The following is a 19,911-nucleotide window of genomic DNA, read 5'->3' on the forward strand; positions in this document are numbered from 1 at the left end:
TGTTGGCAAAATGTAAAGAGATTATTAATTTAATGTAAATGTTACATTTTGCCGCACAACAAAACCTTATGGAGCTTTGAGTTCCATAAGGTTTTGCAGCATGCTGTTTGGCCAATCCTAGCATTAATGAATCACTGGCAGCTCAATCATAAACTTGGTCCCCATCCCCACTTCGCTTTCCACGCGTATAGTCCCTTTGTGGAGCTCCACCAGATGCTTGACGATGGACAGCCCCAATCCGGTACCGCCTGAGCTTCGTGACCTAGCTTTATCGACACGGTAAAACCGCTCAAAGATGCGCGGCAGGTCCTTTTTAGGAATCCCCATCCCTGTATCGGAAATCGTCATAACAATCCGTTCATAATCATCACCTATAGCATCCAATGGCTCTACCTTGACCTTTACCTTGCCACCTTCGGGAGTATAGTTGATGCCGTTGGACAGAAGGTTGATCAATATTTGCCGCAACCGATCCTCGTCCGCCTCAATATACATATCTTCATCCACCTGCATATCCAGGGAAATGGATTTCTTCTTAGCTTCCGAGTCCATAACATGTAGACAATTACCGACGAACGTATGCATATGCACAGGGGAGAACTGAAGCGGTATCCTTTTGGATTCGATCTTAGAAAGCTCTAGAATATCCCCGATCAGCCGGTTCAGCCTTTCACTTTCATCAAAAATGATCTGCAAAAAGGAACGTGCCGTCTCCTTATCATTCAAAGCCCCCGCAAGCAGTGTCTCGGCAAAGCCTTTAACCGCAGCTATTGGTGTTTTGAGCTCGTGGGACACGTTGGCGACGAATTCGCTGCGCATCCGCTCCAAGCGGCGCACGGCCGTAATATCGTGAAGAACGATTAATACGCCAGCCCATTCCTCATCGTTGAGAGAGATAGGAATGAGGTTAATTTCCAATATTCGCTCCGAAGGATAGTAGAAAATCATCTCATCCCGGATCAACTCCCGAGAATCGATACATTCTTGAATCAGTTGGGTGAACTCGTACTGCTGCTTCGCTTCATTGAATTTTTTACCCAGCAGCTCCTGTACAGAGAATCCTAGGATGTCTTCAGCGGAACGGTTAAGCAGCACGATTTTCCCGTCGCGGTCAATCATCACAACACCGCTGATCATATTTTCCAGAACGGTCTTCAATCGGCTCTCATCTTCAAGAATCCGGTTCATCTGCAGCTGCAGGCTATCCGCCATCTGATTGATCGCTTGACCCAGTTGGCCAACTTCATCCTTTTTGCGCAAATGAACACGCGCCTTGTAATTCATGTTCGTAATCTGATTTGCAACTCTCGTTATCATTTCAATTGGACGCGTCAGCCCATAAGCAACCCTATAGCTGATCAAGGCGGCAATGATGAATACTGCCAGCAGGCCTACAAGTACGCCATACCATACCTTCATGATTGAAGCTTCTACATCCTCAAGACTCATCGCCAATCGAACAAAGCCCTTAATCGTTGAGCCGTCCTTAACTGGAACTACCGCATACAGCATATTGCGTTGAATCGTTGTGCTGTACCGCATGTCCGATCCGAATTCTCCGGTCTTGGCAGCTTCAGCAACCTCTTTTCGCGTCAAGTGATTCTCCATTTCTTGCGGATTGAAGTCAGAGTCGCCGAGCACTTTGCCATCGGAGCGAATATACGTCACACGGGCGTCAGCGGAATGCTTCAGCTGGTTGGCCAAGTCCGTAAAGTAGTGCAGCTGTTCGCTCTCCGTACCGTCCTGCTTCCACTCCAGCGTGAACAGAATAACTTTAAGCTCTCTCTCCATATTTGTTTTCAGAGCTTCTATATGAGACTCCTTTAACATCCGCGACATGAACAGCCCTGCGGCCAGCATGGAAGCACCTATCAGGATTATAAAAATCAAAGTGAGACGAACCCGAAATTTCTGCATAATTCCCTCCGTTTGAAGCCATATACCACGTTAACCCCATCTTTCTTGAGGACAAGAATGAGTTTCATAATGATAGAAAACAAGCGGCAGGCTCCTCCGCTATCCCTTATTATTTCCTAATAGACAGTATAGTCAATAGCGTAGCGGTTCAGCAGAAGGAATTCCAGTTAATTTTTTGTAAAGACGGGACTTCTCATATTTTTTTAAGCACCAATAGTTCAATGTTGCAAAGGGCTGCTGTATAAGAATCGAGAGCACGACAGGCACCGCCGTCAGCGGCTCGAAGTAGGCAAGCGCCAATACCAGACCTAGTGAGATGTTGCGCATCCCTGAAGAATAAGCAACGGTCACGACGATATCATGCCGCTTCATCACGAACATGGACGCAAACCCTATCAAATAGCAGAAGATAACCATCACAACAACCAATGGAATGACAACGATCATATCCTGCTTCATTTTAATTACGTAAGGCTGAATGGCGGCAGCATTGATCGCAACTACGGTCACCATGGCCACCTTAGAGCTTGGAGCACAGAATGGTGCCGACCATTCCTTGAATCGTTGCCGCGACAGTTCATTGACAATAACGCCCAATACTGTTGGCACGACTATGATTTTGATTAGATCCATCATGACCTTGATATGGTCAAAATCAACCTCCGCTCCGAAGAACACGGATACCTCAAAAGGAATGACAAAAGGGCTTAACGCTGAATCAATAACGATCATAGACAGCGCTAACGGAACACTTCCTTTTGACAGTCCGATCCAGATCACCGACGATACACCAAGAGGAATGACCGTGAATAACACGAATCCAACCACATAAGGCGAATGGGGACCGAAAAAAGCACTACCTATCGCATACGATACGATAGGTGCAATAATATGTGCAGCCGTAAAAATGAGCAGCATCGGAATGGGCATCCGAAAAGCTTGCTTGATCTGATTCCAGCTGCAGCCTGTAGCCATCACAAACGTTAAGTAGGCAAACAGGTAGGGTGCCCATGCCGTCAATCCGTTCAGATGTGAAGAAAAAAGAAACCCAAGTATCAAAGATACTGGGACAATAAGAGATAAGTATTTTTCTATAATGGCATTAAGCCTTAATCCAAATGGCTTCATCCTAAGCGAAAACCGTCTCTTTAAGCTTGGAGAGCTTCTCCAAAGAGTTTTTGTCTACTTCGGCATGCAGACTGTTCCCATGAGAATCCATCGTTACGATTGCGGCAAAGCCTTCCGTTTGAAGATGCCACATCGCTTCAGGAGTACCGAATTCCAAGAAGTCTACCCCGTTGACCTTCTTGAAGCATTGAGCGTAATATTGAGCGGCGCCGCCAATAGCGTTCAAATAGACCCCGCCATGCTCCTGCAGAGCAGCCAATGTTTTGGCGCCCATTCCGCCTTTACCAATAACCATGCGAATGCCGAATTTTTTAATGATTGTGCCTTGGTACGGCTCTTCACGACTGCTTGTTGTAGGACCAGCCGCTTTCACGTGCCATTCGCCCGCTTCGTCCTTCGCCATAACCGGACCACAGTGATAAATTGCCGCACCGTTCAGGTCAACTGGAGCATCGTGATCCATCAAATATTTGTGCAGCGCATCACGGCCGGTATACATAGGTCCGTTAATGATAACAACATCACCTACACGAAGCTGACGGATTTGCTCTTCAGTAACCGGAGTTTGCAATACGACTTCACGACGCTCGGAAGTTTCCTCAGTCGCTTCCGCTTCCTTCTTCATCGACACGGTGTCGCCGTTCGGATATACCCATTCTTTGATGTCGCCGCTGTTCGAATCAAGCAGAACGCCTTGTCTGCGGAAAGCCCAGCAGTTATACGCAACGGATACGAAGAAGCTCGCTGGCAAACGGTTCATCACGCCCACCTTACAGCCGAGCAGCGATACTTGGCCACCGAAGCCCATAGTACCGATTCCCAATGTATTTGCATTCTCCATAACATAGTCTTCCAGCTTGCGAAGATCTTCAATCGGATTCACATCATCTACACGACGGAACAATTGGTGCTTAGCCAGCTCATACCCGCTTGTCCGGTCACCACCGATGCCCACGCCAATAAAGCCCGCGCTGCATCCTTGACCTTGTGCTTGATATACCGCGTGCAAGATACATTTGCGGATACCATCCAAGTCGCGACCTGCTTTGCCGAGCCCTTCAAGCTCTGTCGGAAGACTGTATTGAATATTTTTATTCTCACAGCCGCCACCTTTGAGAATCAGTTTAACTTCTACATCATCTTTTTCCCATTGTTCAAAATGAACGACGGGTGTACCTGGCCCCAGGTTATCCCCCGTGTTGGAACCGGTTAACGAATCTACGGAATTCGAACGCAGCTTGCTATCTTTAGTCGCTTGAGCGACAGCTTCTAGAATTTGCTTTTTCATGACAATCTGGTTAGCGCCTACAGGACAATGTACGATGAAGGTCGGCATCCCCGTGTCTTGACAGATTGGAGATACGTTGCATTCCGCCATATCGATGTTATTAGCAATAGTAGATAAAGAAATGGCCGAACGCGTTCCCGCATCCTCGCGCTCCTGTGCCGATTGAATCGCCAATCGAACGTCTGCCGGAAGATTGGTCGATGTCTCGACAATCAATTTATAAACGCTGTCTTGAAAATGCTGCATGAATATAATCCCCTTTCCAAATTAGGCCCTACTCAATTGTGTATACATTTATGCATAAGTATATAATAGCACATTCCGCCAGCTTCAAAAACCGCGAAATGCAGTGGCTGTAAGGCTTCACGCCCCCTTTTCCTCTATAAAGTCGGCTCCCTTAAAGTTTTATTTAGATTTCTAACCTTACAGCAGGATTTTACACCTGATCATAGAATACTTATTACACGTAAATTAGGAACTTATGACTACGCAAATAAGGAGCCGCACAGCTATGAGGAAACTCGTCATCAGGGCCGTTACCCTAAGTATTATCGGGCTTTGCCTTGTCATTCCGTCCCTACAAGCAGCCAAGACTAATGTCCTATATAAAGACCAGGTTGCAGTCATTATGTATCATCATGTGGATGACGATGCCAAAAGCTTCGGCACTATTACCACCAGGCTGTTTCAGGATCAGCTGACCTTTTTAAAAAATAAAGGGTATCAGTTCATTACTTTGAACCAATTCAAAGAATTCATGAAGGGTGCCTCCGTCCCAAACAATGCCGTATTGGTCACGTTCGACGACGGCTATGAGAGCTTCTATGTTAACGCTTACCCTATCTTAAAAAGCATGCGGATCCCCGCCGTCAATTTCGTCATTACTAAAGATTTGGAGAATCCGTTAGCGAGCTATATCCCTTCGCTATCTCAGGATGAAATTTCCGAAATGACTAGCGATACGAATTTCATCGACGCCCAATGTCATACGGACGATTTTCACCATAAGCTTCCCGACGGTTCCGCCGCATTGATCGGAAGAATGGTCACTAACGGCAAGAAAGAAACGGAAGAAGAATACAAGCAGCGCGTCATAAAGGATACCCAGACTTGCGTAACCAAACTAAGCGAGTTAGATACGGAGCCGCCCGATACTTTAGCTTATCCGTACGGCTTCTATGATGACAAAGCTATCGAATATATTCGCCAGGGTGGAATTAAGTACGCATTCACGATTATTCCGGAAATGGCTACAAGAGATGTCGACTTGATGAAAATTCCGCGCATTAACGCCGGGAACAGCGCGATTACACCCGAGGGACTTCATAATTCCATTAATCGAAGCATTGTAGCTCTCAAACCGCCAACCGATGAGGTGCCTATTATTGAAACGATGGCTCAGTTGGGAGGCAAAGCTACCGTAAGCGGCAGCACCATAACCTTACAATATAAAACTAATCAATGGACAGGAACGGTGAACAGCCAGAAGATTACCGTGCCTACCAGTGCAAACAATACAGCCAAGCCCGTGACGCTTCAGAAGGCGTTATGGATGAAGAACAATCAAATTTTTATTACACTAAAAGATTTGGAAACTGTCATCGGAGCGCAAATCGTGTATAATCCTACTGTACAAAGCTTTTCCGCTCGGCAGACGCCAGTGATAAAGTAGTAAACAGGATAGGATGAGTTGGATGGACAGTCATTTTTTCGCTTATATGTATCGTTTGCGCTACATTGAACGTTGGAGTCTCATGCGCAATGTTGTCAAGGAGAACGTAGCCGAGCATTCGTTTCATGTTGCATTGCTTACCCATGTGCTCTGCACCATTGCCAACGAGGAGTTCAACCGAAACATACCAACGGACCGTATCGTTAGTATGGCATTATTTCACGATGCTACAGAAGTGTTCACCGGGGATATTCCGACGCCGGTGAAGCATCATAATCCCAAAATATTATCTAATTTCCGAGACATTGAGCAGATGGCGGCCGAGCGTTTGCTGGACATGATACCTCCGAAGCTAAAACCGGTCTATGAGCCATTAATTGATACCAAATCCGGTGGAATGGATCCCGAGCTTAAGCGCTATGTAAAGGCAGCGGACTTGCTGGACGCATACTTGAAATGCGTAACCGAGCTGTCTGCAGGCAATAAGGAGTTCGGAAGCGCCAAGAAGCAAATCGAGCATTCCATTCAAGAATTGAACATGCCGGAAATGGAATATTTCTTGAAGCATATGGCTCCGAGCTTGGAGAAAACGCTCGATGAGTTATCGGAAGAATAATACGCAAAAGCTTGGGGGACACCTGCCCTAAGCTTTTTTTGCTTGCGTGTGACGCAGTGTCATCTTTTATACTGCTTGTAGAAAGGAGGGACAGGCTTGGATTCAACTTTGTATTCAATTAGCCAGTTTGCGAGAAAAGCCGGAGTGTCGATAAGAACTCTTCGGTATTATGACAAAAAAGGGCTGCTGACTCCTACGCATTTTAACAGCTCGGGCTTCCGTCAATACACGGATTCGGACCTGAGCCGGTTACAGTACATTATCGGCCTGAAATTTCTCGGTTTTTCACTGAATGAAATTCATATATTATTGCAAACAGGACCGAAACACCTCCCGGAGATGCTCGCTCAACAAAAAGCAATGATGATAACTAAGAGGCAGCAGCTTGATATGATCATTGGAGTGATGGAGAATACGGAAGCCTTCTTACAAGCTAATCCCACTGATATGCAAGGTGTTATCAAAGTGATCCTAGCTTTACAAATGGAACCTATAAACGAATCGCTGCAGAAGCATTTGACTGCCGAGCAAGCTTCCAGTATGAAGGAGCTCGTAAAAAACGCTTACTCCGATGAAGCCTTGAATAAGATCAGGGAACGCAAATGGAGCGAGGAGGACTTGCAGCGAAGACAGCAGGACTATGCTATGTTCCGACAAGAGCTTCGTCGGTTGACTTCCATGGCAGCAGACCCTTCCGGCGAGGACTCACAAAAGATGGCGGCATTATTGGACTTCATGAACCAACGGTTCTCGGGCGGAGATCCGGCCATCAAGGCTGGGATGAAGAACACGTGGTCCAGCTTCCAGTCGCTGCCTGAAGGACAGAAAGCGCAAGCCTACCATATTCCTGATGCTGAGGTCGCCTTTTTGAAGCAAGCGATGACCTTCTATTACAAGAACAACAGGACTAATGGATAACAGGAGTCATTGAACAAAACTATCACCAAATGGCAAAAAAGCTCAAAGGCCTTAGTGCGACCTTTGAGCTTTTGCTGTTCTTATCCTAGCTCGCGTAGAAAGGGAATTTCATCAATGTCACTAGAACAAAGAAAATAATACCCGTAATCACGCTAACCGACTTAATTTTACCAATGTGGTCTTTGATTTTGCTGCCCGAAGGGTCTGCCAGTGCTTTGCGCATTGCGCTCCCCAGCACTCCAGTTAACGCACCCAGAGCTAAGAATAACACGACAGCCAGTACCATCCACAGAACGCTGTAATGCTGCTTGCTGACCAAATAGCCCCCTGACAATAATCCGATTACGAGTGCCAACTGACCAGCACGATTCGCTGCGAACAGTACGTTTAGGAAGCCGAACTGCGCAGAACCGGATAATGCTTGAATCCGCATGGATAGAAACGGAAGCATGAGATATATCCCCATAAGAATAGCGGATAGCACATGTAAATATACGAACACTTGTATCATTTGGATGCCCCCATCTGCTTAGTTTAATCCTTTTAATTATAACTGATTTCTTCAGATGTAAGCAAATCTTGGCAGCTTTTTTTGAGCGATTTGACAGTTAATTGTGAACGGAAATGCCTTTTTTTACAGCCCGTTTGTCACGCCATTGTGCCAGGATAACGAACAACGAAGGTACCACTATCAAGGTCAGTAATGTGGAGTAAATCAGCCCGGATATTATGGTGATCCCCATCGGACGCCACAGATTGCCTCCCATAATCGTCATCGGCAGCAAGCCTCCGATAGCCGTCGCCATTGTGAGGAGAATCGGTCTTAATCTTGCCTTTCCTGCTTCCGCTACTGCTTCATATAGAGGCAGTCCTTGCTCTCTAGCCTGCTCGATAAACTCGATAAGAATGATGCCGTTACGAACCACGATTCCCGCTAAGCTGACCAAGCCCATTAAGGCCATAAAGCCGATAGGCGAATTGGATAGGAATAATCCGATGACGGCGCCACCTGCAGCCAAATAGACCGTTGATAAGATGAGGATCGGAATCGATAAGGAAGAGAACTGCATGACCATAATAATATAAATAAGCAATACAACGATAATAGACAGCTTACCAATGGAGGCAAAAGCGTCATTCCGCTCTTCGTTCTCACCGCCGAATTCCACAGTATACCCAGTAGGCATTTTATACTGGCTCATCTCCGAATTTAAATCCTTAACGATTTCGTCAGGGAGCCTATCCTGCGCATAGCTGCGAACAATGATCGTCCGAGTCTGATTGCGGTGATGAATTTGCTTCATCATTTTACTGCTTTGAATGTTACCCAGCTCACGTACCGTCACTGTACCTCCGTTTTGGGTAGGTACATACATTTTACCCATCGTATCCACCGGATTGGCAGTCCGTTCCTTAGAGTAGAGGGATACGTCCAACAGCTCTTTGCCCTGCTGAAGCGTCGTAATTTTCAAACCTTCCGTTGCTATTCGGAGCGTTTGGGACAAGTCCTTGTCGCTTACGCCGAACAATCGGAGCTTATCAGGATCCGCCTGAATTTCAATGGTGTTCATATCGATTCCTACATCATCCGATATGCTCACCGTACCTGGAATTCGGCTCAGCATGCCCTTTACGTCTTCTGATAGCTGCCGCAGCTGATCCAGATCATCACCACTAATTCTTACCGCAATAGGGGCGCCCACCGGAGGTCCCTGCTCGAGCTCACGCGGCGTAATTTCAACATCTTCCGGGAACATCGATTTCAGCTGCTGCCTCCAGACAGTAATAACTTCCTTGGTACGGATCACTTTCGGATCAATTTTCACGAACAGTTGCCCGAGCTCGGTTCCAGACATATCGGATTCTGAATAGTAGAACCTTGGTGTCGAGCTGCCTGAGTACGCCGTTACGAATACAACGCCTTGCTGCTTCTGCATCCATTCCGCCGCTTTAGCGAGCGTAAATTCCGTCTCCGCGAATACCCTTCCAGTCGGCAGCTTGAAGTCAATGAGCATTTCGTCTTTCTCCGCCGGTGGAAAATATTGCACACCAAGCAAAGGCAGCAGTCCAAAGCTGCTCGTTCCGACCAACAGGGCCACAAGACCTGTTAATAAAGGTCGTTTCAAAAACCGGTATATCTGCTTCCCATACAAATTGCTTAGCTTCTGAATCGGCTTTCCTAACAGCCCTGGCGCCGAGTTTCCAGTATGTAATGTCTTCCCTTTCTTCAATATCCGTTCTCCGACCCACTGACGGAATATAGGAATAATCGTCAGCGACATAGCCATAGAGGCCGCTAAGGTCAGTGTTATAACAACTGGCAGAGGACGGATGAAGCTTCCGATATTCCCCTTTAAGAAGAACAGCGGCATAAAAGCTGCTGCAGTTGCTATGGTTGCCGTAAGAATAGAAATTGCTACATCACGGCTGCCCTCCAAGGAAGCTTTGGCAGGACTATCCCCTAATTGGAGACGTCTTTGGATGTTATCATTGACCACGATCGCATCGTCGACCAGTATTCCAAGCACTATAACGATGGCAACGATCGTAATCTGATTGAGATCAATCCCTAGCGCTTCTACAGGAATGAAACCAACTGTGATGGATATCGGGATCGCAAGTGCGACGATCAATGAAGTCCCGAAGGTCAAGCCAAGGGAACAGACGGCAATAACTACGGCAATACCGATTAATAGCTCTCTTCCCAGCTCTTTAAATAAATGATCCAAGCTTTCTTTTTGCGTAAACAACGAGCTTAGTTTCACATGCGCAGGAAGCTGCGGTGTCAGCTCGGCTACTTTGCTGTCGATTCGCTTCTGAAGAGCCGGAATGTCGGCGCCCTTCTCTGCGTTAATGACAATATCCAAGGTCGGCTTCCCATTATGAAGCACGCTGACCTCGGTTTTCTTCGGACGCTGCTTGACCTCGGCTACATCCTTCACCTTCAACGTCTTACCATTGGGAAGTCCAAGCAGCTCTGTATTGGCAATATCTTCAGCCGTTTTCCATTCCCCGCTCAAATTGACGTAATACGATTTGCTGTCCTTATTCACCGTGCCTAGAGGGACACGGTCATGACCGTTCATGAGAGCTTGAGCCACAATGCCCCAAGGCAGACGAAACGTATCCAACTTCTCGGTATCCAACACCACGGCTACTTCCTGGTCAGGCAAGCCTACGATATCCACATTGCTTACACCGCTTATGGTAGCCAACTGCTTCTTCCAATTCTCCATCGTCGGACGCAGCCCTTCCAGCTGATCGGAAGTTTCCACAGTAAAATGCAATATCTGCTCGGCGATTTTGCTTAAGTCATCATTCACTTCAGGCTTATGAGCTTCAGCGGGCAGCTCGCTCTCGGCGGACTGTACCTTCTGCTTCAGCGTGTCCCAAGCGCGCTTAATGTCCGTATCCGCCTTAACCTCCACGTTAATTATGGATACGTTAGCCATAGAATTTGAACTAAGAATGGAAATATCGCTCATTTCCTTAATCTTTTCTTCTAAGGGGCGCGTAACGAATTGCTCCACTTTCTCAGGGGACGCTCCGGGATACACCGTCTTTACGAGTGCAACCGTAAGGTCAATCTCTGGATTCTCACGCTGCTTCAAAGTACCTATATTCACAATACCCATCAAGACAGCCATTATGAAAAACAGCAGCGTCACCTTGCGGTATTGAATCAGCTTAGCGATCATTCAACTCTCACTTCCATCTTGGACCCCGGCGGGCAGTCCATTTGTACGATCACTTCCGCGATGGCATTAATATAGTCCGGACCAAATTGCTTGACGACAAACCATTGATAAGCGACCATCTCCACCATACCAATTTTGGAGTACGCCGCGATTTCCAATTGCTCTTCTGTGTATTGAGGGAATATGGATAATTCCTTCAGATGCTCTTTAATAATTAACATCATTTCATGATAAAATGCGTCTGATATGTCTTTAATTTCCTGAGAAGCGACTCCATTGCGGTACATAATCTGAAGAATCGTGCGGTTATGATAATAGACCGTTAATGCCCGATGGATCATCCAGTAATAGACTCCATCATCTTGGCAGGATTGTTCCGGACCATGCTTGAGCGCAGCAGATATTTCATCCAAGCAAGATTCCGCTATGCCCCGGAACAGATCCTCTTTACCTTGAAAATATAAATAAAACGTCCCTTGAGCTACACCTGCTTCTCGAACAATATCCGAAACCTTGGTCTGATGATAGCCCTGGTCCTCAAATAGCTTCAGAGCGGCATCGATCATATTCTTCTTCTTGTCCTCCGCCACACTCAATCCCCCTTATAAATATAGAACAAAAAAATAATGACTGATGAGTCAGTCATTATTATATTAACATCATTATCCAGTCTATGCAACGGTGTCCATATTAGGAAAGTCAGCGATAATGAACTCCGTTTATAGAGTATACCGCTACCCTGAGAAATAAAATAACCAGCCCGGGACAAGCCCCAGCTGGTTTTTGGATGGTACCTATATATCCGTCGGCCAATTAGCCAGTAACTACTTTAATTACGTTCCGAACGGATTGAGCGGATTTGTCCAGAGCTGCTTTTTCTTCTGGAAGCAATTCCAATTCGAAAATTTTCTCAATACCTTCGCCGCCAAGCAAAGTAGGTACACCCATGAAAAGGTTGTCGTAGCCATACTCTCCTTGAAGCAGTGCGATGGAAGGAATAATGCGTTTTTTGTCTTTGATGATAGCTTCCGTCATTTGAACCAAGGAAGCTGCAGGTGCGTAGTACGCGCTGCCGTTACCCAACAGGTTAACGATCTCGCCGCCGCCTGTACGAGTACGTTGTACGATAGCTTCAATACGGTCAGCTGGGATCAGCTTCTCGATAGGAATACCGCCAACGTTGGAGTAACGAACCAACGGAACCATGTCGTCGCCATGGCCGCCCAGTACGAAACCGCGAACGTCTTCAACAGAAACGTTCAACTCTTGAGCGATAAATGTGCAATAACGAGCTGTATCCAGTACGCCGGATTGGCCGATTACGCGGGATTTAGGGAAGCCCAAAGCTTGGAATGCTACGTAAGTCATAGCATCAACCGGGTTGCTCAAGATGATAACGATGGAATCTGGGCAATGTTGTTTTACGTTTTCGCAAACGGATCTTACGATACCTGCGTTTGTGTTAACGAGATCATCACGGCTCATACCAGGTTTGCGCGCGATACCTGCAGTGATGATAACGATATCGGAACCAGCTGCATCTTCATAGCTAGCTGTACCCACGATGTTGCTATCAAAGCCTTGAACTGGAGAAGCTTCCATCATGTCCAATGCTTTACCTTTAGTAGGGTTTTCCAAAGGTGCGATATCCAGCAATACAACGTCACCAAGTTCTTTTTGAGCAAGCATCAAGGCAGTAGTAGCACCAGTGAAACCAGCGCCTACAACAGTAATCTTTTTACGTTTGATTCCCATTTGAATAGCCTCCTACAAGTTTAATTGGTGGTTAGTTAAACATGTTGCTGCCACGCATGAACCCACAAAACGAAAGCGTGCCGCGAGATGCTTGGCATTAGCTCAAGCCCCCGCGACAGACGCGTTCCTTGCACATATATTCATTATAGTATTTCTGCTGCTCCCAAGACAACTTTCGTCGTCCAGGGGGCGTAACCCTGTGGTCCTCCTCCTTGGAGAAGGATGACTAGGAGGTCAATATTAAGCCATGTGAGCGATGATTTGGTTAGCGAACTCGGAGCATTTAACTTCGGTTGCGCCTTCCATCAAACGAGCGAAGTCATAAGTAACGGTTTTGTTGTTGATAGCTGTTTCCATGCCTTTGTAGATAAGGTCAGCTGCTTCTTGCCAGCCCAAGTGCTCAAGCATCATAACGCCGGACAAGATAACGGAACCTGGGTTAACTACATCCAAACCAGCATATTTCGGAGCTGTACCATGAGTAGCTTCGAAGATAGCATGTCCTGTTACATAGTTAATGTTAGCTCCAGGAGCGATACCGATACCGCCAACTTGTGCTGCCAAAGCATCAGACAAGTAGTCGCCGTTCAGGTTCAATGTAGCGATAACGTCGAAGTCAGTAGGACGAGTCAATACTTGTTGCAAAGCGATGTCGGCGATAGCATCTTTTACAATGATTTTGCCAGCAGCTTCAGCATCTTTTTGTGCTTGGTTAGCAGCGTCCGTACCTTGTTCTGCTTTGATTCTGTCGTATTGTGCCCAAGTGAAGGTTTTGTCGCCGAACTCTTGCTCAGCCAATTCATAGCCCCAGTTTTTGAAGGCACCTTCGGTATATTTCATGATGTTACCTTTATGTACCAAGGTAACCGTTTTGCGGTTATGCTCAATCGCATATTCAATAGCGGAGCGAACCAAACGTTTGGATCCTTCGGAGGATACAGGTTTTACGCCGATACCGGAAGTTTCAGGGAAACGGATTTTCTTAACACCCATTTCATTTTGCAAGAATTCAAGCACTTTTTTAACTTCAGCAGAGCCTGCTTCCCACTCAATACCTGCATAGATATCTTCTGTATTTTCACGGAAAATAACCATGTCAACCAACTCAGGACGTTTAACCGGGGACGGAACGCCGTTGAAGTAACGAACCGGACGAGAGCAAACGTACAAGTCAAGCTCTTGACGAAGAGCAACGTTCAGGGAGCGGATACCGCCGCCAACTGGAGTTGTCAAAGGTCCTTTAATAGCAACGATATATTCGCGGATTGCTGTCAATGTATCGGCAGGCAACCAGTTGTTGTATTTATTAAAAGCTTTTTCGCCGGCAAATACTTCGTACCAAGCGATTTTCTTTTCGCCTTTGTATGCTTTTTCTACAGCTGCGTCAAGCACGCGTTTGGAAGCTGCCCAGATGTCTGGACCTGTTCCGTCACCTTCGATGAAAGGAATAATAGGGTTGTTAGGAACGTTCAGTTTACCGTTAACAATAGAGATTTTTTCGCCCTCTGTTGGTAGTGCGTAGTTTTCGAATTGAGCCATGTTCTTTGTTTGCCTCCTTAAAATGGTGGTAAAAAAACACAAAATTGAACGGGAGCCGCAGCGCTTGCCCCTACTCCTCAAGGGAATGTGACAAGCGCACTGCAGCAACCCGTTGCTTGCTTAAATAATCTTTATTGACAATCGATTAACGATTTTCAATCGGAATATACTTTTGGTTAGAAAGACCGGTGTATTCTGCACGAGGACGAATCAAGCGATTGTTCTCATATTGCTCCAGAATGTGAGCTGTCCATCCAGATGCACGGCTGATCGCGAAGATCGGCGTAAACAAGTCACGCGGGATTTCCAAGGAAGTGTACACGGAAGCGGAGTAGAAGTCAACATTTGGCTTCAAACCTTTTTGTCCGGTAACCATCTCTTCCATTTTGATAGACATGTTGTACCAGTTCATATTGCCTGTAATTTTACCAAGCTCCTGGGACATTTTTTGCAAGTGCTTAGCACGTGGATCGCCGTTTTTATAAACGCGGTGACCAAAGCCCATGATTTTTTCTTTGTTTTCAAGCTTGTTGTTGATGTAGCTCTCCACATTTTCGAAGGAGCCTACTTCTTCCAGCATCGCCATAACTGCTTCGTTCGCACCACCGTGAAGAGGTCCTTTCAAAGCGCCGATAGCCGATGTAACACCGGAGTAAATATCGGACAAGGTAGCTACGGTAACACGTGCTGCGAAAGTAGAAGCGTTCAGCTCATGGTCTGCATGAAGAACAAGCGCTTTATCCAAAGCTTCGATTGCCACTTTATCCGGCTCTTTGCCGATCAGCATGTAAAGGAAGTTTTGTGCGATAGAAGTAGCGTCGCTCTTAGGAGCGATAGGCTCTTTGCCTTCACGAATGCGAGCAAATGCAGCAATAATAGTAGGAATTTGCGCTTGCAATTTAATCGCTTTGCGAAGGTTTGCTTCTGGCGACATGTCGTTAGCTTCTTTATCATAAAGAGCCAGACAGGATACCGCTGAACGAAGAGCAGCCATGGAGTTTGTATCTTTTGGATACAGTTTGATTTGCTCGATAACTTGGCTAGGAATCGGAGCATAAGTATTCAGGTCTTTCAACAATTGAGCCAATTCAGAACGGTTAGGCAATTTGCCGTACCAAAGCAAATACACAACCTCTTCAAAAGTAGCGTTTTCAGCCAAATCGTCAATATCAATCCCACGGTAAGTGAGAACACCGTCAATAATGGAGCTGATGGAGGACGTAGTAGCAACAATTCCTTCTAATCCTTTTGTAGCTGTCAAAGTAAATCTCTCCTTTACGATCGAATTCATATAGTTACTATACCATATATCATGGTTCTGAAAAAAACATGCCCGAAGCTCCCCGTAATAGGGGTTTGTAACTGCTTTATAAGCAAATGAATAACTTATACATGGAAAAGATGCCCATGCAAATAAACGAAGTTGTTCACTTATAGAGAACTTCTATAGTTCTACTATAAATGATTTGACGAACAAAGGAAACAAATTTGGACATAAAAGTTCATTATCAGCACAATAAGAATTGTTTGTTATGGTCTGTTAATTTATTCTGTAAAGTTTGCGCACGGCAAAAACGATGGTAAAATAATGTTATTATTTGAAACTATGAAGCTAACGGAGGAATCCCATGCCTACTAGCCGCAGAATCGGCATCATCGATATTGGTTCCAATTCCATTCGCCTAGTCATATATGAACTTCATTCCACCCTTGCATACAGAGTGATAGGCGAGTTCAAGCAGTCGGCCAGATTAAGTCAACGCATCGGTGCCGATAATACACTTTCTTACGACAACATACAATTCATTGTTCGGATATTGCTCCATTTTCAACAAATCACTAGTTCTTACCAGGTTACAGAAATCCGCGCGGCAGCTACGGCAGCCATACGGAATGCTGCGAATTCCATGCAAATTATCGATACGTTTCAAGAGCATAGCGAATTGAAAGTCGAGCTATTATCCGGTGAGGATGAGGCTCGAATCGGTTTTCTCGGCATGATCAACTCACTGAATGTGGAAGACGGGCTGCTCGTCGATATCGGCGGAGGCAGCACGGAGGTATCCTTGTTCCGCAGCCGTAAGCTGGAGCGCAGTGTATCCTTTCCTTTCGGTGCGGTGAATACAACCGCAAGGTTCGCAGCCGCCAACCAGTCTATGGCTGATTTGGATGGTATAAGGCTCATGGTGCAGCAGGCTATTGCCAACGAGCCTTGGATTAAGGAACAGCCTGGTTTTCCTATGATCGGTCTCGGTGGAACGATACGCAGCCTCTGTAAAATCAATCAAAAAAAACGAAAATACCCGCTCGCACTTACACATAACTATTCTATCTCGGCAGAAGATATGGATGAATTAATGAGCTGGCTGCCGACGCTTTCCGCAGAGAAAAGAAAAAAAGTCGACGGGCTTTCCAAAGACCGCTATGACATCATCGTTCCCGGACTTACTATATTGCACACGCTTTACGAAGCCTGCGGGGCAAGCCATTATGTGATAAGCGGAGCAGGACTTAGGGATGGTCTTTTTTACGAAACCTATTTATCGGGTCAGAACCCATCCATAGACTTGGCTGAGCGCAGCGCACGCAATATGCTGGATCTGCATTCCTGTACACCCATCAAACACTTGGAGCAGGTAGGCTCATTCGTCAACCAATTGTTCGACGCGCTTCAGAACGTGCATGGTCTGGAAGTCTGCTACCGCAACTGCCTTCATACCGCCGCGCTGCTGTATCGAATCGGCGTATCGGTAAACTACTATCAGTTCTCCAAGCATTCCTTTTACATGATTGCCAATTCACGTCTGGATGGCTTGAGCCATCGCGAAACGTTGCTGTGTGCAGCCATAGCCTCATTCAAAACAAAAGGTAAAACACAACAAATCTACTTGCAGTATAAAGAAATTCTGCACGAGTCAGATGTCGATCTTATAGTAAAACTAGGAACACTCCTGCAGGCTGCCATAGCTCTGGACAGCTCTGAGACGCAAGTATTTTCCTCAATCTCGCCAGAGGTTGTCGACGATAATGAGCTGCGGATTCGGGTTCAAAAGAAAAACGATCCCTCGCATGAATATGGAGAGATCGCGTCATTAAATAAGGACTTTAAAAAAATTTGGGGGATGAAGCTTACAATTCATGATAATGAGGCTTCTTTTTCCAGGAGCTGATCTTCATGGCCTGGAACTGACTTCTAAGCGGTTTTTCCTCATTGGTTACCCTCACATACATCCCATTGGACTGAAGCTGTCTAGCCTTGACGTTATCGTTGAGGCTCAGCTCCAGAATATGAATTAATGACTCCTGGATATCCTTATCAAATACCGGACATATCAGCTCAATGCGGCGAGTCAAATTTCTTGTCATCCAGTCTGCGCTTGATATGTAAACCTCCCGGTCACCATCGTTCTCGAAATATAAAATACGGGAATGCTCAAGAAACCGGTCCACAATGCTCAATATTCGAATATTCTCGCTTAACCCCGGTACGCCTGGGCGAAGACAGCAAACCCCTCGTACGATCAGATCGATTTTGACCCCCGCTTTGGACGCCTCATACAGCTCATCGACTACCTGCTGATTGGATAACGAGTTGAACTTAGCCACAATTCGCGCCGGTTTCCCCATGGAGGCATGAATCGCCTCACGACGTATTTTCTCAAACAGTTTATCCTTTAGATCGTTAGGGGCGACACCAAACGCTTTCCAATTATGCGGAGCCGAATAACCCGTAACTTCATTGAACAGCGCAGAAGCATCCTCTCCTATAATCGAATGCGATGTGAACAATCCGATATCCGTGTACAGCTTCGCCGTGTTATCGTTATAATTCCCGGTCCCGACATGCACATAACGACGCAAGCCTTCTTGCTCCTGACGAACGACCAAAGTAATTTTGGCGTGTGTCTTCAAGCCTACGAGCCCATAAACAACATGGCAGCCTGCCTGCTCCAGCATACGTGCCCAGGCGATATTACGTTCCTCGTCAAATCTTGCCTTCAGCTCAACTACAACCGTTACTTGCTTGCCGGATTCGGCTGCGCTGGCTAGTGCTTGAATGAGAGGGGAATTGCCGCTTACCCGATAAAGCGTCATTTTAATCGCCAGGACTTGTGGATCATAGGCCGCCTGGCATATAAAATCCGTCATGGCGTCAAACGATTCATACGGGTGATAAACAAGGACATCCTGCTGTCTTAACGTACTGAACACATCGTCCGTATCTATGAGCTCGGCAGGATAAACAGGCTCCACTGGCTTAAAGCGAAGATGGTCAAAGCCCTTCAATGATCCGGACAGCTTCATGAAATAGGTCAAATCCAGCGGACCGTCGATTTCAAATATGTTATCCGCAATCTCGAACTCATCCTGCAGCTGATCGAGCGCATAAGGATGTATCCCCTTCTGAACCTCAAGACGGACAGGAGAGCCCCATCTTCGGCGTCTAAGCTCCTTCTCGATTTCCTCTAGCAAATCCTCCGCGCCTTCTTCATTCAATGTCAAATCCGCGTTGCGGGTCAGTCTGAAGCCATGCACAGCAATAGGATTATAGCCTGAAAATAGCGTCTGTATATGCTGTTCAATCAGCTCTTCCAGTAAAACGAATTCATGCTTTTTGCTATTGGAACGGACAGGAACCTCGATACAACGCGATAAATTCGAAGGAACCTGAACGATTGCAAAATAAGGCTCGCTCTCCGGGTCCTCCCCTTCCTTCATAAGAACGACCGCCAAATATAGAGCCTGGGTATGAACAAGCGGAAAAGGTCGGCTCTGATCAACAGCCATAGGAGTCAGAACGGGAAAAATGATCTCGTGAAAGTATTCGTCCATCGCTTTGCGCTGTGTCAAATTCAAATCTTCATAATCGGTAAACATGATGCCTTCTTTGGCCAGCTGCCGGGATATGTCCCGGTACGTTTTATATTGCTCGGCTACCATTTTGGCAGAACGTTTCATTACACGCTTGAACAAACCTGCTGGAGTATATCCGGTAAAATCCTTTTTCACATACCCCGCCTTAATCTGATCCTTAACGCCGGCTACACGAACACTCATAAATTCGTCCAGATTAGAGGACACAATCGATAGAAATTTCATTCGTTCCAGCAGCGGTGTATCTGCGTCCTGCGCTTCTTCCAGAACCCGCCAATTAAACTCAATCCAGCTTAAATCTCTATTCAAATAATTCGATGATGCTTCTCTTTCTCTTTGCGTCATCTCTTTCATATCGTCACGTAACCTCCATCAAAATCGTCCGTTTTCGAAAATGAAAATATGCGTCATGCAACGACATACTGTTTTCATTCTACTTTCTTCATGGTAGTTCGACATTGTCATCGGAGATTAGGTTATTTGTAAATTTTATGTTAAGACGCGC

The 19,911-nt window shown here is 46.1% G+C and carries 14 protein-coding genes; 4 read left to right on the plus strand and 10 right to left on the minus strand.

Annotated features, from left to right (window positions below; all coding sequences use genetic code 11):
- Positions 1–123: 123 nt before the first annotated feature.
- From pnpS to BP97_RS0104820, 3 genes are all read right to left on the minus strand, one after another.
- A complete protein-coding gene (gene pnpS, locus BP97_RS0104810) occupies positions 124–1,917 on the minus strand; it encodes a two-component system histidine kinase PnpS (RefSeq protein ID WP_028548075.1) in 1,794 nt (597 codons plus the stop codon).
- A 132-nt stretch (positions 1,918–2,049) separates the two neighbouring features.
- Complete coding sequence (locus tag BP97_RS0104815) at positions 2,050–3,045, minus strand: bile acid:sodium symporter family protein (protein ID WP_028548076.1); 996 nt, start codon at positions 3,043–3,045, stop codon at positions 2,050–2,052.
- Between the two features lies 1 nt (position 3,046).
- Positions 3,047–4,579 carry a fumarate hydratase gene (locus BP97_RS0104820; protein ID WP_028548077.1) on the minus strand — a complete coding sequence of 511 codons (1,533 nt, stop codon included), beginning with the start codon at positions 4,577–4,579 and terminating at the stop codon, positions 3,047–3,049.
- Positions 4,580–4,844: 265 nt separating this feature from the next.
- Between BP97_RS0104820 and BP97_RS35325 the strand changes: the two genes are divergently transcribed.
- The 3 genes from BP97_RS35325 to BP97_RS38670 all read left to right on the plus strand — a co-directional run bounded on the left by BP97_RS35325 (position 4,845) and on the right by BP97_RS38670 (position 7,539).
- Positions 4,845–6,005, plus strand: coding sequence for a polysaccharide deacetylase family protein (locus tag BP97_RS35325; protein WP_051620366.1), 1,161 nt, complete (start codon positions 4,845–4,847; stop codon positions 6,003–6,005).
- Between the two features lie 22 nt (positions 6,006–6,027).
- Entirely contained in the window at positions 6,028–6,621 is a 594-nt protein-coding gene (gene yfbR / locus BP97_RS0104830; RefSeq protein WP_028548078.1) for a 5'-deoxynucleotidase, read from the plus strand.
- Between the two features lie 96 nt (positions 6,622–6,717).
- Positions 6,718–7,539, plus strand: coding sequence for a MerR family transcriptional regulator (locus tag BP97_RS38670; protein ID WP_051620367.1), 822 nt, complete (start codon positions 6,718–6,720; stop codon positions 7,537–7,539).
- Positions 7,540–7,624: 85 nt separating this feature from the next.
- Here the strand turns inward: BP97_RS38670 and BP97_RS0104840 are convergent, their stop codons facing one another.
- The 6 genes from BP97_RS0104840 to citZ all read right to left on the minus strand — a co-directional run bounded on the left by BP97_RS0104840 (position 7,625) and on the right by citZ (position 15,792).
- Positions 7,625–8,050, minus strand: a complete 426-nt coding sequence (locus tag BP97_RS0104840; RefSeq protein ID WP_028548079.1) for a hypothetical protein — start codon at positions 8,048–8,050, stop codon at positions 7,625–7,627.
- A 97-nt stretch (positions 8,051–8,147) separates the two neighbouring features.
- A complete protein-coding gene (locus BP97_RS0104845; RefSeq protein WP_028548080.1) occupies positions 8,148–11,237 on the minus strand; it encodes an efflux RND transporter permease subunit in 3,090 nt (1,029 codons plus the stop codon).
- Positions 11,234–11,827: a TetR/AcrR family transcriptional regulator gene (locus BP97_RS0104850; RefSeq protein WP_028548081.1), complete on the minus strand. Its 594-nt coding sequence runs from the start codon at positions 11,825–11,827 to the stop codon at positions 11,234–11,236. The genes BP97_RS0104845 and BP97_RS0104850 overlap by 4 nt, the downstream gene beginning before the upstream one ends.
- 223 nt (positions 11,828–12,050) lie before the next feature.
- Entirely contained in the window at positions 12,051–12,992 is a 942-nt protein-coding gene (mdh, locus tag BP97_RS0104855) for a malate dehydrogenase (RefSeq protein ID WP_028548082.1), read from the minus strand.
- A gap of 240 nt (positions 12,993–13,232) precedes the next feature.
- Positions 13,233–14,531 carry an NADP-dependent isocitrate dehydrogenase gene (icd, locus tag BP97_RS0104860; RefSeq protein ID WP_028548083.1) on the minus strand — a complete coding sequence of 433 codons (1,299 nt, stop codon included), beginning with the start codon at positions 14,529–14,531 and terminating at the stop codon, positions 13,233–13,235.
- Positions 14,532–14,676: 145 nt separating this feature from the next.
- Positions 14,677–15,792: a citrate synthase gene (citZ, locus tag BP97_RS0104865; RefSeq protein ID WP_028548084.1), complete on the minus strand. Its 1,116-nt coding sequence runs from the start codon at positions 15,790–15,792 to the stop codon at positions 14,677–14,679.
- A gap of 367 nt (positions 15,793–16,159) precedes the next feature.
- Between citZ and BP97_RS0104870 the strand changes: the two genes are divergently transcribed.
- Positions 16,160–17,701 (plus strand): Ppx/GppA phosphatase family protein, encoded by a 1,542-nt coding sequence (locus BP97_RS0104870; protein ID WP_028548085.1) that lies wholly within the window; start codon positions 16,160–16,162, stop codon positions 17,699–17,701.
- Here the strand turns inward: BP97_RS0104870 and BP97_RS0104875 are convergent.
- Positions 17,661–19,760 carry an RNA degradosome polyphosphate kinase gene (locus BP97_RS0104875; RefSeq protein ID WP_036745485.1) on the minus strand — a complete coding sequence of 700 codons (2,100 nt, stop codon included), beginning with the start codon at positions 19,758–19,760 and terminating at the stop codon, positions 17,661–17,663. The two genes, BP97_RS0104870 and BP97_RS0104875, sit on opposite strands and share 41 nt — an antisense overlap.
- Positions 19,761–19,911 lie beyond the last annotated feature (151 nt).

It is taken from the genome of Paenibacillus sp. UNC451MF, assembly GCF_000686845.1.
In the GTDB taxonomy this organism is placed as follows: domain Bacteria; phylum Bacillota; class Bacilli; order Paenibacillales; family NBRC-103111; genus Paenibacillus_S.